The organism is Streptomyces sp. NBC_00597 (genome assembly GCF_041431095.1).
In the GTDB taxonomy this organism is placed as follows: domain Bacteria; phylum Actinomycetota; class Actinomycetes; order Streptomycetales; family Streptomycetaceae; genus Streptomyces.
The window spans coordinates 4,759,331-4,773,367 of sequence record NZ_CP107757.1; the positions used below are offsets into that span (position 1 = coordinate 4,759,331).

Here is a 14,037-nt window from a genome sequence, read left to right on the forward strand (position 1 = left end):
TTCTGGATAAAGCGGCAGGAACTATTGGTTCCGCCCTGGATTCACCACCCCTGGTGCGTCACAGAGCGCGAGCCGCATTCCTATGATGGGCGCACGACATCACGGACCCTCCGCCCAGGAGGCCAGGAGGGTCCGCAGGTGTACGGCAGCGCGACGGTGGTGGAGGGGTCGATGACTCAGGGGGCCGGTCAGGGACCCGCGATGCGGACGGAGACGCTGCGGGACTTCCGAGTTCCGGTCACCGAGCCCGTCCCGTACGGCGTGCCCGGCGCGCTTCCCGACGAGGCCCCGGTGTACGGCGATTACCCCGCCTACTACGGGGAGGGCGCGCCCGTGCCCCCGCCGCCACCCGTGGGCCAGGCACCCGCCGCGGGCGGACCTGCCGACGAGGACGACCTCGACGAGGGCTACACCCCCACCCACCGCGATCTGCCGATCATCGGCCGCGGCGGGCCGGGCGACACCGTCCAGGTCCAGTACGTCCCCCAGGAGACCCCCGCCGCGGGCCCCGGACCGCTGTACGTCGTCGGCGACGTCCACGGCTATCTGGACGAGCTCGTCACCGAACTCCAGGCCCAGGGCCTCATCGACGCCGACCGCCGCTGGGCGGCCGGCAACGCCCGCATCTGGTTCCTCGGCGACTTCACCGACCGCGGCCCCGACGGCATCGGCGTCATCGACCTCGTCATGCGGCTGTCCGCCGAGGCCGCCGCCGCCGGCGGCTACTGCAAGGCCCTCATGGGCAACCACGAGCTACTGCTCATCGGCGCCAAGCGGTTCGGCGACACCCCCGTCGTCTCGGGCGCCGGCACCGCCACCTTCCAGGCCGCCTGGCTGCTCAACGGCGGCCAGCGCACCGACATGGAGCGCCTGGAGGACGTCCACCTGCAGTGGATGTCGCGGCTGGACGCGGCCGTGCTGGCCGACGGACACCTCCTGCTGCACTCCGACACCACCGCTTACCTCGACTACGGCGACTCGGTCGAGGACGTCAACGACACCATCCACGAGCTGCTCAACCGCAACGACGCGGACATCACCTGGGACCTGTTCCGCAAGTTCACCAAGCGGTTCGCCTTCCGCGACGAGGAGACCGGCCCCCAGGCCGTACGCGAACTCCTCGACACCTACGGTGGCCGCCGCGTCGTGCACGGGCACAGCCCGATCCCCTACCTGCTGGGCGAAGTGGGCACCGAAGACGGCGACGAGTCGCGCGGCCCGGAGGCCGTGACCGGCCCCCACGTCTACGCGGAAGGGCTCGCCATCGCCATGGACGGCGGCGTCACCATGGCGGGCAAACTGCTGGTCGTGCAACTCCCGTTGAACGACTGAGGGTTATCAGAACGGGGGTAATTTCAGGAAAGCCCCTGTCACCGCGTGGCATGGGCGCTCTACCATCGCCCTATCCGTAGCAGGCTCTCCTCCGTTTGTGCCGGCGCCCGGGTCTACGCGGGCCAACCGGTCCCCACGGAGCATCGGGGGATGCACATGAACAGCGCTCCGCACCTGCTGACCGAAGACCGACCCGAGTTCGATCGGCTCCTCGACGAGGCGCTGCGCACCGCGCCCGAACGGCCCGAGCTCGCCGCCCTCGGCGAGCGACTGAACGCCGAACAACTGCGCACGATGGCCATCGGGGCCAGCGCGCTGCTGACGGCCGCTGCCGCGGCCGAGTACGAGCACTACGTCAAACTCCGCGGCGAACGGCGCGAAGAGGCCCTGTCCTCCCCCGGATCGGCCGGGGACCAGGCTGCCGGGCAGGACGGGGGCGACGACGGCGCGGGCGCAGGCGCCGTCGTCGCCGTGCTCGCGCCGGTCCTGGCAGGCACTGCGATGCTGATCTTCCTGCTGGTGGGCTACGTCCTGAAGGCGGTCGAGCCCGAACCGGCCTTCGCCGAGACGATGCTGACGGCGGGTTGGCTGTTCGGCGCGCTGACCGTGGTGTCCCTGGTGTTCGCGGTGATCGGGCTGCTGGTGACGGCCGTCCGGAACAGTGCGACCGAGGTGGTGGCGCAGGACGACACCGGGGCGATACCCGACGACGTCGCACGGGCCCGCGAGGCCTGGCGGCACGCCCTGCTGGAGCGGGGCATCCTGCCGTTCCTGAAGGACGCGCTGGCCGATCCGAACGCGGGGCCGGCGTATCCGGCCCCCGGCACGCCGAAGGCCGGGCGCATCCCCAACCTGGGATACACCCGGCCCGACTTCACCAGTCCGGGGTCCACCTCTCAGGGACCCCGCCCCGGCTACACGCCGCCGGACTTCAGCAGCCCGGACTTCGGCGGCACGGAGAGCGGCACGTCGTGACGGCGGCCCGTGCTGCCCGGCATGCCACCTCGGCTCGCCCACCCGTCAGCGGATCGGACCAGCACACGCAGCCACTTGGCGGTGCGCACGAGAGCCACCCGGGGCCGCATCCGGCGTGCCGCCCCCGGCCCGGACCGCGCCGTCCCTAGGGTCAGCGGCCGTGAAGCCGACCATTTGCCTCTGCATGATCGTGAAGAACGAATCCTCCGTCATCGAGCGCTGCCTCGACTCGGTACGGGACCTCATCGACACCTGGGTCATCTCCGACACCGGATCCACCGACGGCACCCAGGAGCTCATCCGAAGTGCTCTGCGCGAGATCCCAGGAGAACTCCACGAGGAACCCTGGACCGACTTCGGCCACAACCGCAGCCTCAACATCGCGCATGCCCGGGGCAAGGCCGACTACCTGCTCCTCCTCGACGCCGACCACGTCCTGCGCCGTGGCGGGCCGCTGCCCCCGCTCACGGCGCAGTCGTACATGCTGCGCCACGAGGGCGCGACGGAGTACCGCATCAAGCGCCTGGTCCGCGGCGATCTCCCCTGGCGGTACGAGGGCGTCATCCACGAGCACCTGACCTGTGACCAGCCCGGCGAGTACGACCAGCGGCCCGGTTTCCAGCAGAACCTCGACGCGCTGTCGATCGAGGACCACGCTGACGGGGGGTTCCGGCACGACAAGTTCGAACGCGATGCCCGTCTGCTCGGCGCCGCGCTCAAACAGGACCCCTCCAACACCCGGACGGTGTTCTACCTCGCCCAGACGATGCGCGACATGGGCGACACCGCGGAGGCGATCCGGCTCTACGAGCGGTGCGCGGCCATGGGCGGCTGGGCCGAGGAGGTTTACTTCGCCCTGCTCCAGGTGGGCGTCCTGAAGGCCGATGCGGGCGACTGGCCGGCCGCCATGGACGCCCTTTCGCGCGCCTGGGAGTCACGCCCCTACCGCCTGGAGGCCTGCTACGAACTGGCCTCCAGACTGAGGATGCTGGGCCGCCACCACGCAGCACACGCGATCACCACGGCCGTCCTGGACCGGCCGGCTCCGGCAGACCTGTTGTTCGTCCAGCCGTGGGTGTACGAGTGGGGGCTGCTCTTCGAGCACTCCATCACCGCGTACTGGGTGGGGGACATGGAAGCCTCGCTGCGCGCCTGCGACCGGCTGCTGGCGCTGCCCGACCTGCCCGACGCCTTCCGCCGGCAGACGCAGACCAACCGCGGCTTCGCCGTGGCCCGCAGCAGGCCGTCCGTCCCTGTTTCACGTGAAACATCGCGCCACGCGAAGATCCAGGGCTGATCCGGAAGCCAGGAACTAGCCCGCCGCGCTGTCTCCTGCGGCACGGTCCCCCGGCGCTCGTCGCCGTTGGGCGGTGTCGGTCAGAGCCGGCGGGCGCCACACTCCGTCCGGGTGGTAGAGGTTCGTCCCCGGCGGCACGATCTCGTCGATCCGGTCGAGCGCCGCGTCGTCGAGGACCAGGTCGGCTCGCTTGACCAGTGAGTTCAGCTGCTCCATGGTCCGCGGACCGATGATCACCGAGGTGACCGCGGGATGCGCGAGCGGGAAGGCGACAGCCAGCTCGGGCAGGGTGCAGCCGATCCCGTCGGCGAGGTCGACGAGTTGTTCCACGGCTTCCAGCTTGGCGATGTTTCCCGGGATCGCCGGGTCGAAGCGCGCCGGCGTCAGCGCCGCCCTCCCGGAGCTCAGGTCGACGGGCCCGCCGAGCCGGTACTTGCCGCTCAGGAAACCGGATGCGAGCGGGCTCCAGGTCAGCACGCCCATCCCGTGGCGCCGGGCGACGGGCAGCACCGAGGCCTCGATCCCGCGGGCGAGGATCGAGTACGGAGGCTGCTCGGTCCGGAACCGGGGGAGGGAGCGCCGCTCGGCGACGTGATGGGCCTCGACGATCTCCTCGGCGGGGAAGGTGGAACAGCCGAAGGCGCGGATCTTGCCGGCCCGCACCAGGTCACCGAGGACCGACAGCGTCTCCTCGACGTCCGTCGAGTGGTCGGGCCGGTGCACCTGGTAGAGGTCGATCCATTCGGTGTCCAGCCGCCGCATACTGTCCTCCACGGCCCGCACGATCCACCGCCGCGAGTTCCCGCTGCGATTGCGTCCCTCCCCCATCTGGAAGTGGACCTTCGTGGCGAGCACGACATCGTCACGCCGGCCCTTGAGCGCCTTGCCGACGATCTCCTCGGACTCCCCGGCGGAGTACATGTCCGCGGTGTCGACGAAGTTGATCCCCTGATCGAGCGCGGCGTGGATGATCCGCACGCACTCCTGGTGGTCGGGGTTCCCCACCGCTCCGAACATCATCGTGCCGAGGCAGTGCGCACTGACCTCTATGCCGGTGCCGCCCAGACTGCGATATCTCATGGTCATGAGCCCGCACTGTAGGAGCTGGAGTCCGCTCCAGCGCAAGCGTTTTCGCACCGGGCCGCTGCTCTGGGGAGCCCCCTCCTTCTCCCCAGAGCAGTGCGGCCTCGACGGACGGGTCAGTCCGCCAGGGGGAGGTACACCCGGTTGCCGCTCGCCGCGAACTCGGCGGACTTCTCCGCCATGCCCGCCTCGATCTCATCGGCCTTCAGGTCGCCGCCGTGCTCACGGCGGATGTCCTGGGAGATCTTCATCGAGCAGAACTTCGGACCGCACATGGAGCAGAAGTGCGCGGTCTTGGCCGGCTCGGCCGGGAGCGTCTCGTCGTGGAACTCGCGGGCCGTGACCGGGTCGAGGGCCAGGTTGAACTGGTCCTCCCAACGGAACTCGAACCGCGCGTCCGACAGCGCGTCGTCCCATTCCTGCGCGCCGGGGTGGCCCTTGGCGAGGTCCGCAGCATGCGCAGCGATCTTGTACGTGATGACGCCGGTCTTCACGTCGTCACGGTTGGGCAGGCCGAGGTGCTCCTTCGGCGTGACGTAGCAGAGCATCGCGGTGCCCCACCAGGCGATCATCGCGGCGCCGATGCCCGAGGTGATGTGGTCGTAGGCCGGGGCGACGTCCGTGGTCAGCGGGCCGAGCGTGTAGAACGGCGCCTCCTCGCAGATCTCCTGCTGGAGGTCGATGTTCTCCTTGATCTTGTGCATCGGGACGTGGCCCGGGCCCTCGATCATGGTCTGCACGTTGTGGCGCTTGGCGATCGTGTTCAGCTCGCCCAGGGTCTTCAGCTCGGCGAACTGCGCGGCGTCGTTGGCGTCGGCGATGGAGCCGGGGCGCAGACCGTCGCCCAGCGAGTACGTGACGTCGTACGACGCGAGGATCTCGCAGAGCTCCTCGAAGTTCGTGTAGAGGAAGTTCTCCTTGTGGTGCGCGAGGCACCAGGCGGCCATGATCGAGCCACCGCGCGAGACGATGCCGGTCTTGCGGCGGGCGGTCAGCGGGACGTAAGGCAGCAGCACGCCGGCGTGGACCGTCATGTAGTCGACGCCCTGCTCGGCCTGCTCGATGACCGTGTCCTTGTAGATCTCCCAGGTCAGGTCCTCGGCGCGGCCGTCGACCTTCTCCAGCGCCTGGTAGAGCGGCACGGTGCCGATCGGTACGGGAGAGTTGCGCAGCACCCACTCGCGGGTGGTGTGGATGTTGCGGCCCGTCGAGAGGTCCATGACCGTGTCGGCGCCCCACTTGGTCGCCCAGGTCATCTTGTCGACCTCCTCCTCGATGGAAGAGGTGACAGCGGAGTTGCCGATGTTGGCGTTGACCTTGACCAGGAACCGCTTGCCGATGATCATCGGCTCGATCTCCGGGTGGTTCACGTTGGCGGGAAGAACCGCGCGACCTGCGGCGATCTCCTCGCGGACGACCTCGGGGGAGACGTTCTCGCGGATCGCGACGTACTCCATCTCCGGGGTGATCTCACCACGGCGGGCGTACGCGAGCTGAGTGACCGCTGCGCCGCCGCGGCCGCGGCGGGGCTGGCGGGGGCGGCCCGGGAAGACCGCGTCGAGGTTCTTGAGGCCACCGCGCGGCGAGGTGTGCTTGATGCCGTCGTCCTCGGGACGCACGGGGCGGCCCGCGTACTCCTCGGTGTCGCCTCGGCCGATGATCCAGTTCTCGCGCAGCGGCGCCAGTCCGCGCCGCACATCGGTCTCGATCTGGGGGTCGGTGTACGGCCCGGACGTGTCGTAGAGCGTCACGTCCTTGCCGTTGGTGAGGTGGACCTGGCGGACCGGCACCCGGATGTCGGGGCGGGAACCCGCCACGTAGCCCTTGTGCCAGCCCGGCTGGCGCTCGGTCTGGCCGTCGGCGTCCTGGCTGACGGCAGGCGTGCGTGCGTCCTGAATGGTCATGAGACCTGATCTCCCTACGCCGGCATTACCCGGTAACAGGTTCGGCGGTCGACGCAGCCTCTTCCCGTACGCATGTGTGCTGCGCGTACGGTGATCAGCGCCCTCTCAGCCCGGTGCTCCGAGCTCCCGCGTTGTGCAAAGGTGACCCCACGCTAGCGTCACTTGTGGCGTGCTGAACAGTGGGCCCCCTCAACTCTTGCGATGATCGGCTGGTGACGTCATCGCCGCAGCCCCCCACCGCACCCACTCAGCCCACGGGTCACTCCGGCCACGCAGACGCGGGCCACGGGCATGACCAAGGGCATGACCACGGTCCCGCCCAAGCGCATTCCCACGGGCATTCCCATGGCCACGGGCCGGCGGCTCCGGTCTCGAAGCACCTGCGCAAGGTCATCGCAGCGGTACTGATCCCCTTCGCCGCCGCCGTCTTCGTCGGCCTGGTGGTGCTGTGGCCGGGCGGTGCCCCCGCCCACGAGCGCTCCGGAGTGGGCTTCGACCGGCAGACCCAACAGGGCCGGGTGGTCGCGCTCGAACAGGTCGACTGCAAATCGGTGAACGCCTCGCAGGTTCCGGCCACGAGCAACCCCACCACCCCGGAGGGCCGCGAGGCCCGGGCAGCGCAGACCGGCGAGTGCAAGAAGGCCACCGTCGAGGTCGGCACCGGACCCGACAAGGGCCGCACCTTCTTCGAGATCGTCCAACCCGGCGCGCCGCGGCAGTTGGAGGACGGCCAGGAGGTGGTCGTCGCGTACGCGCCGGACGCGCCCCGCGATCTCCAGTACTCCGTGGTCGACGTGAACCGCAAACTGCCCCTGGCGGTGCTGGCCGGCATCTTCGCGGTGGCGGTGGTCGTCGTCGGCCGGATGCGGGGCCTGTTCGCGCTGATCGCGCTGGCCGTCAGCTTCGGCGTGCTGACCCTCTTCATCCTCCCGGCGATCCTGCAGGGCTCCAACCCGCTGGTCGTCGCGGTCATCGGCGCCAGCGCCATCATGCTCATCGCGCTCTACATGTGCCACGGCCTGAGCGCCCGCACGTCCGTCGCCGTCCTGGGGACCCTCGTCTCGCTGCTGCTGATCGGACTGCTGGGAACGGTGTTCGTCGACTGGGCGTTCCTCAGCGGCAACACCGACGACAACACCGGTCTGATCCACGGGCTGTACCCGGACATCGACATGAGCGGTCTGCTGCTTGCAGGTGTGATCATCGGATCGCTGGGCGTGCTCGACGACGTGACGGTCACCCAGACCTCCGCGGTCTGGGAACTCCACCAGGCCGACTCCTCGATGGGGCCCCGTGCCCTCTACCGAGCGGCCATCCGCATCGGCCGCGACCACATCGCATCGGTGGTCAACACCCTGGTACTGGCTTACGCGGGCGCGGCGCTCCCCCTGCTGCTGCTGTTCTCGATCGCGAACAGCAGCATGGGGTCGGTGGCCAACAGCGAGCTGGTGGCTGAGGAGATCGTACGGACCCTCGTCGGGTCGATCGGACTCGTGGCCTCGGTGCCGGTGACCACGGCCCTCGCTGCGCTGGTGGTTTCGGCGGACCGGCCGGGGTCCCCGGCCGCAGCGGTGGCCTCGGGGCCGGTCCGCGGGGGCCGGGGGCGGCGGCGCAAGCGCTGAGCGACCCGGGTGGCTCGGGGGCCCGGGGCGGCTCGGCTCGGCCGGTCCGCTCAGCCCGCGTTCTGCTCGTTCTGCCGCGCCTCGGCCAGGATCCGGTCCAGCGCCTCGTCGAGGTTCTCCTCGAAGTCGCCGAGGTTGCGCTCCTGACCGAGCGGAACAAGCCGGTCTGTACGGTCGAGGAACGCGACGAGCGGCGCCGCGCCGGCGCGGAACAGAGCCCGGTCGGTGCCGACCTGGAGCCTGATGTGGACGTCGGACAGCTCGTCGGGATCGGTGGGGGCGATGTGCACATCGCCGTCACCGCAGGGCTTGTTGATGCCGTCGAGGAGGAGCTCGCGACCGAACGCCCAGGTCACGGGCGCGTCTCCGGGAAGGTGGAAGGTCAGCCGCACTGCGTAGGGGTCACGGGTGTCGTACCGGAGTTCCACCGGGATCCGGAACGAGAGCTCCTCGGAAACGAGGAAGCTCATCATGACCTCTGCCTGTACCGACTCGCGCATGGACTACCCCGCTGTAGTGGAAGTGGCCAGGAATGGTCCCCCAGGGCCCTCTTGACAAGGGTGGTGGAAGCGCATGCAGATCACAAGGAGTGAGTTTTCAGATACTGATAGAGAACGAGAGGGTGCTCAACAGCGCGCCTACTTCACTCCGTAGCCGATTGACTACATAAAGCAATCGTTCCTCCTGGTGCAAAGGGAGGGAAATCGCCATGGTTGCGGCGGTATCGCCTGCAGTAATGGGGATGGCCGCACAGACCGTGCCCAGCGCGTACTCCTGACGCTCCGTAACCGGCTCCATGCGGCCGAGAGAGCGGATGCGGGTTTCGAGGGCACGCTGGTCCCGGACGGTGTACTGGGTGACGGCCTCGACCGGGTGCCGGTCGTAGTAGTCCCTGCGCGTCTTCTCGTCGAGTTGGGCCAGCAGGCACTGCCCGATGGCGTGCGCGTGCCCGGTCGCACGAAAATCGGCCCACTCCTCGACCGCGGGACTGGCCGGGGTGTCCGAGACGCCCACGAGTTCGATCTCACCTTCACGGAACACCGCGAAGTAGACGGGGGCCCCGACCACGTCACGGAAGTGCGCGAGGGAGTCGAGGATCATGCTGCGACGTTTCTGCTGCAGTCCGCCACCCGCCAGCCGCTCGGCGGCGGCACCGAGCAGGAACACTCCGCCCGCGCGCCGCAGATAGCCCTCATGGGTGAGGGTGCGCAGCAGGTGGTACGCGGTGGGGAGCGGCAGCCCGGCTTCGCGCGCCAGTTGTTTCGCCGGGGCTCCCTCGCTGTGGGAGCCCGCTGCTTCGAGCAGCCTCAACGCGCGCTGCACCGAACCGATCAGCGTCGGCACACCGGCATTGTGAACCGAAGACAAAGCTCACCCCCAGGCGTGGCGGCGGGCCTGGGGAGGGCCCGCCCGGCGGGGGCCGCCCCCGCACGTGCCGCGGCTCCTGGGGGTCGCACTCGGTCGACACTGAAGAAAAACGCAGGTCAGGGCGGCGCTACCGGAGTCCGGCGCCCAGGGAACGACACAGATTGCCACTCTATCTGCCGATTCCCCCGGCATGAGCGGTATGCCGCCCCTCGTTCCCCCGCCCGGGTTAATCACCGGGATTGACCCGGAGCCCCCGAGCGGTGCCGGAGTCGGAGGCCGGAAGGCCAGAGCCGGTCGGGCCGGTCGGGCCGGGGGCCAAGGCCTACCAGTCGCGCGAGGAGGACTTCGTACCGCTGCCGGTGAACTTCTTCACGACGAAGACGAGGCCGCCGACGAGGGCGACGAAGAGCAGCAGCTTGAAGGCGAACGAGATCAGGGCGCCGAGGACGGTCGTGATGACCCCGCCGAAGACGAAGAGCACCAGAAGCGGGATCGCGACCCACTTAACCCACCAGGGCATGCCTGCGAATGTCTCTCGGATCCCGTCCATGTCCTCAACCTCTTCCTGAGCCGTGACTTCCTGCTCTCGATGCTAGGAGGCCGCACAACCGTCCGGGGGTCCGCAAGCCCCCGGACTCCCCTGATCCGCCCCCTAGGGGAATCGGGGGGTCCGACCCTGGGACGCGGTCCGCCGGCTAGGCCTCCGGCGGGGAGAACACGACCAGGACCCGCAGGTCCTCGGTGATGTGGTGGAACTTGTGCACCACACCGGCGGGTACGTAGACGACACTGCCGCGCGCCACCGTCGTCGTCTCCTCCCCGACCGTGATCGAGGCCCGGCCGCTCACCACGAAGTACACCTCGTCCTGGCGGTGCGGTTGTTGCGGGTCGCTCTGCCCGGCATCGAGCGCGTACAGCCCGACCGACATGTTCCGTTCGTGCAGGAACTGCAGATAGGCGCCGTCGTTCGCGAGCCGCTCCGCCTCAAGCTCGTCCAGCCGGAAGGCCTTCATCGTCGTTGTGCCCCTTGCTTTCTCGCGTTCCCCGGCATCCGCTGATCTGATGATGTCCCACAGGGATCTTCTCTGCCACGATCAGACACATGACGAATTTCGTAGTCAAGACGCTCGCGAACGCGGCAGCCCTGGCCGTCGCCATCTGGTTGCTTGCCGGCATCACGCTGGACGACCACAGCTCCCTGGGCCGCAGGACCCTGACGCTGATCCTGGTCGCATTGGTCTTCGGCCTGGTCAACATCATCGTCAAGCCGGTGGTGAAGCTCCTCTCGCTGCCGCTGTTCGTCCTCACCCTCGGACTGTTCACGCTCGTCGTGAACGCCCTGATGCTGATGCTGACCTCCTGGCTGGCCGAGCAGCTCGACCTCAGCTTCCACGTCGACGGCTTCTGGACCGCCCTGCTCGGCGGCCTGATCATCTCCGTCGTCTCCTGGGCCGTGAACATGGCCCTGCCCGACAAGGACTGAGCTGGACCCCATTCCACCGCGCCGTTGGGACCGGAGGTTCGAGGCAGTGAAGGAGCACAGCGCGTGAACGACCATGCCGACGAGGCAGCGACAACCGCAGCGCAACACACGGCGGCCGGAGCCGGGCCCCGGACCCGGTCCGCCGAGGCGGACGGCATCGGCGACGGCACCCGGGCCGTGCGCGCCGGACTGCCCGAGCCCGTCAAGAACGAACCACCCCTGCCCGGACCCGTCTTCGCCGCCCACTTCCACCTCCCCGGCGACGTGGAGGGCCCGTACACCTACGGCCGCGACACCAACCCGACCTGGACCCTGCTGGAGCGGGCCATCGGGGAACTCGAAGCGCCCGGCCAGGCCGGCGTGGAGACCGTCGTCTTCGCGTCCGGCATGGCCGCGGTCTCCGCCGTCCTCCTCTCCCAGGCCCGCACCGGCGACACCGTCGTCCTGCCCGACGACGGCTACCAGGCACTTCCGCTGGTGCGCGAACAGCTGGAGGCGTACGGGATCCACGTACGCACGGCCTCGACGGGTGACGACGCACAGCTCGCCGTCCTCGAAGGGGCCCGGCTGCTGTGGATCGAGACCCCCTCCAACCCCGGGCTCGACGTGTGCGACATCCGGCGCCTGGCCGACGCCGCCCACGCCGGCGGCACCCTGGTCGCCGTCGACAACACGCTCGCCACCCCGCTCGGTCAGCGGCCCCTGGAACTCGGCGCGGACTTCTCCGTCGCCAGCGGCACCAAGGGCCTCACCGGCCACGGCGACCTGCTGCTCGGCTACGTCGTGTGCCGCGACGCGGACCTCGCCGCCAGCGTCCGGCGCTGGCGAAAGATCATCGGTGCGATCCCGGGTCCGATGGAGGCCTGGCTCGCCCACCGCTCCCTGGCCACCATCCAGCTGCGCGCACAGCGCCAGTGGGCCAACGCGCTTGCGGTCGCCGAGGCGCTGACCGACCGCACGGACGTCACCGGGCTGCGCTACCCGGGGCTGCCGGCGGACCCCTCCCACAAAACGGCCGTCCGGCAGATGCGGGGCTTCGGATCCGTGGTCTCCTTCACGCTGGCCGACCGCAGGCACGCCGAACGCTTCATGGCGGCCCTGCACCTGGTCGAGGACGCCACCAGCTTCGGCGGCGTACGATCCACAGCGGAGCGGCGCGGACGGTGGGGCGGCGATTCCGTCCCGGAAGGCTTCATCCGCTTCTCGGCCGGGGCCGAGGACACCGATGACCTGGTCGCGGACGTACTGCGGGCCCTCGACGCCGCGGGCGGCCACGCCTGAGCAGCCGGAACGAGAGCGGTCCGAGCCTCCCCCCTAGTGGCTCGGACCGCCCCGGGTTCCACGCGCGAAGAACCACGCGCACAAGGCTAGTTGACTCAGCGTCAGAGTCCAATCACGGTAACGACAGGGGCCTATCGGCATATTTATAGTTGAAGGCCCCCACCGAGAGGGGCCCTCATGGACCTGGCCCTGCTGCGCACCTTCGTCGCCGTGCACCGGGCGGGCTCGTTCACCCGCGCCGCCGCGCTCCTCGGGCTGTCCCAGCCCGCCGTCACCTCACAGATCCGCACCCTCGAACGCCAGCTGGGGCGGCCCCTGTTCCACCGCAGGGCCCGCGGCGTCACCCCCACCGCCGTCGGCGACGAGCTCGCCCACAAGGCCGCCCCGCACCTCGACGCCCTGCTGCGGATCACCGAGGCGGAGCGGGAGGCCGCCGGCGCGTTGCGCACCCTGCACGTGGCCGGTCCCCCCGAGTTCCTGTGCCTGCGCGTCCTGCCCGCCCTCGCACCGCTCGTCGGTCAGGGCCACACCTTGCGCACCGTCCTCCAGGCCGGCGCCGAGGAAGTCCTCGACGGGCTCGCCGCCGGCCACCACGACCTCGTCGTCACCACCGCCCGGCCGCGCGGCGGACTCTTCAGCACGACCGCCCTGTGCGACGAGGAGCACGTCCTGGTCGCCGCGCCCTACTGGGCGGCCCTCGTCGATCCCGACCGGCTGCGCGAGTCCGGCCCCGCCGCCTTCGACGGCATTCCGCTCGTCGAGGTCCACGAGACGCTGCCGCTCGTCGCCCGCTACTGGGCCGCGGTCTTCGAGACCCGGCCCGGCACCCGGCCCGATGCCGCCACCGTCGTCGCCCCGGATCTCCGGGCCGTACTGGAATGCGTCCGGGCCGGCGCCGGACTCGCCGTCCTGCCTCGGTACCTGTGCCAGGACGCCCTCGACCGCGGGCAGATCGTCGCCCTGCTGGAGCCGCCCGTACCGCCGCTGCGGACCTGGTTCCTCGTCGTGCGGGCCGGCAGTCTCGCCCTCGCCCACCTCGCCCGTGCGCACGAGCGGCTGCTGCACGCCGCGGCACACTGGTGAGCCTCCGCTTCCGGTGTGCGGAGCGTTTCCCCGACACGCGTTTCAGACACCCGCGTCTGGGCCACTCTTCTCCCATGACCGAACGTCCCGTGGTCAAACGCACCGCCCGCGCGATCCTGCTCGACGGTGGCGACCTGATCCTCATCAAACGCACCAAGCCCGGCGTCGATCCGTACTGGCTCACCCCCGGCGGGGGAGTGGAGTCCTCGGACGCCACTGTCGTCGACGCCCTCCACAGAGAGCTCCACGAAGAACTCGGCGCGAAGATCACCGATGTGGTGCCCTGCTTCGTCGACACCGTCGAGCACATCGCCGACGGAGGGGTGACCGGAGTGAAGGTGCAGCACTTCTTCGTCTGCCATCTCGAATCCATGGACCCCAGCCAGCGGCACGGTCCCGAAGTCGACGAGCCCGAGGGCGAGTACGAGATCGTCCGCGTACCCTTCAGCCGCGTCGGCATCGCCGCCGTCCATCTCGTCCCGCTGTCCCTGCGGCACTACCTCGACGGCAACATCGAGGGTGTGCGCGCCATGCACGCCCCCGACCTGGGCTGATCCCGGCCCGGGCCACTCGGCCCGGGTCCCTCGAAGTCCCGGTCTCCGGACGTCC

At 69.8% G+C, this 14,037-nt stretch carries 14 protein-coding genes and 1 riboswitch; of the genes, 8 read left to right on the forward strand and 6 right to left on the reverse strand.

Translation table 11 applies throughout. From position 1 onward, the window contains the following. The first annotated feature begins 156 nt into the window (after window positions 1–156). From OG974_RS21470 to OG974_RS21480, 3 genes are all read left to right on the forward strand, one after another. Window positions 157–1,332, forward strand: coding sequence for a metallophosphoesterase (locus tag OG974_RS21470; RefSeq protein ID WP_328765213.1), 1,176 nt, complete (start codon window positions 157–159; stop codon window positions 1,330–1,332). Window positions 1,333–1,482: 150 nt separating this feature from the next. Next, on the forward strand, window positions 1,483–2,307 hold the full coding sequence (locus tag OG974_RS21475) for a hypothetical protein (protein WP_327284284.1): 825 nt from the start codon (window positions 1,483–1,485) through the stop codon (window positions 2,305–2,307). Between the two features lie 184 nt (window positions 2,308–2,491). Further along, window positions 2,492–3,604, forward strand: coding sequence for a glycosyltransferase (locus tag OG974_RS21480; protein WP_371644132.1), 1,113 nt, complete (start codon window positions 2,492–2,494; stop codon window positions 3,602–3,604). Between the two features lie 15 nt (window positions 3,605–3,619). Here the strand turns inward: OG974_RS21480 and OG974_RS21485 are convergent, their stop codons facing one another. Further along, complete coding sequence (locus tag OG974_RS21485) at window positions 3,620–4,684, reverse strand: aldo/keto reductase (RefSeq protein WP_327285714.1); 1,065 nt, start codon at window positions 4,682–4,684, stop codon at window positions 3,620–3,622. Between the two features lie 119 nt (window positions 4,685–4,803). Continuing rightward, window positions 4,804–6,591, reverse strand: a complete 1,788-nt coding sequence (thiC, locus tag OG974_RS21490) for a phosphomethylpyrimidine synthase ThiC (protein WP_327284286.1) — start codon at window positions 6,589–6,591, stop codon at window positions 4,804–4,806. Beyond that, window positions 6,586–6,731, reverse strand: a riboswitch (TPP riboswitch). (Overlaps the previous gene by 6 nt.) A 72-nt stretch (window positions 6,732–6,803) precedes the next feature. Here thiC and OG974_RS21495 point away from each other — a divergent pair. Then, complete coding sequence (locus tag OG974_RS21495) at window positions 6,804–8,213, forward strand: YibE/F family protein (RefSeq protein WP_327284287.1); 1,410 nt, start codon at window positions 6,804–6,806, stop codon at window positions 8,211–8,213. Window positions 8,214–8,263: 50 nt separating this feature from the next. Here OG974_RS21495 and OG974_RS21500 read toward each other — a convergent pair whose 3' ends face one another. The 4 genes from OG974_RS21500 to OG974_RS21515 form a co-directional block, all read right to left on the reverse strand. Beyond that, entirely contained in the window at window positions 8,264–8,713 is a 450-nt protein-coding gene (locus OG974_RS21500) for an SsgA family sporulation/cell division regulator (RefSeq protein ID WP_327284288.1), read from the reverse strand. Between the two features lie 97 nt (window positions 8,714–8,810). Next, window positions 8,811–9,557 carry an IclR family transcriptional regulator gene (locus OG974_RS21505; protein WP_371644135.1) on the reverse strand — a complete coding sequence of 249 codons (747 nt, stop codon included), beginning with the start codon at window positions 9,555–9,557 and terminating at the stop codon, window positions 8,811–8,813. Between the two features lie 346 nt (window positions 9,558–9,903). Further along, window positions 9,904–10,122 (reverse strand): DUF5326 family protein, encoded by a 219-nt coding sequence (locus OG974_RS21510; protein WP_327285715.1) that lies wholly within the window; start codon window positions 10,120–10,122, stop codon window positions 9,904–9,906. 154 nt (window positions 10,123–10,276) lie between these two features. Continuing rightward, window positions 10,277–10,594, reverse strand: coding sequence for a cupin domain-containing protein (locus tag OG974_RS21515; protein WP_371644138.1), 318 nt, complete (start codon window positions 10,592–10,594; stop codon window positions 10,277–10,279). An 89-nt stretch (window positions 10,595–10,683) separates the two neighbouring features. Here OG974_RS21515 and OG974_RS21520 point away from each other — a divergent pair, with 89 nt between their 5' ends. From OG974_RS21520 to OG974_RS21535, 4 genes are all read left to right on the forward strand, one after another. Beyond that, window positions 10,684–11,064, forward strand: a complete 381-nt coding sequence (locus OG974_RS21520) for a phage holin family protein (RefSeq protein ID WP_327284290.1) — start codon at window positions 10,684–10,686, stop codon at window positions 11,062–11,064. A gap of 156 nt (window positions 11,065–11,220) precedes the next feature. Next, window positions 11,221–12,345, forward strand: a complete 1,125-nt coding sequence (locus tag OG974_RS21525; protein ID WP_371646879.1) for a cystathionine gamma-lyase — start codon at window positions 11,221–11,223, stop codon at window positions 12,343–12,345. A 177-nt stretch (window positions 12,346–12,522) separates the two neighbouring features. Next, the gene (locus OG974_RS21530) at window positions 12,523–13,428 is read left to right on the forward strand and encodes a LysR family transcriptional regulator (protein ID WP_327284292.1); all 906 of its coding nucleotides are present in this window, start codon (window positions 12,523–12,525) and stop codon (window positions 13,426–13,428) included. 74 nt (window positions 13,429–13,502) lie between these two features. Further along, a complete protein-coding gene (locus OG974_RS21535; RefSeq protein ID WP_327284293.1) occupies window positions 13,503–13,982 on the forward strand; it encodes an NUDIX hydrolase in 480 nt (159 codons plus the stop codon). The last annotated feature ends 55 nt before the right edge of the window (window positions 13,983–14,037 follow it).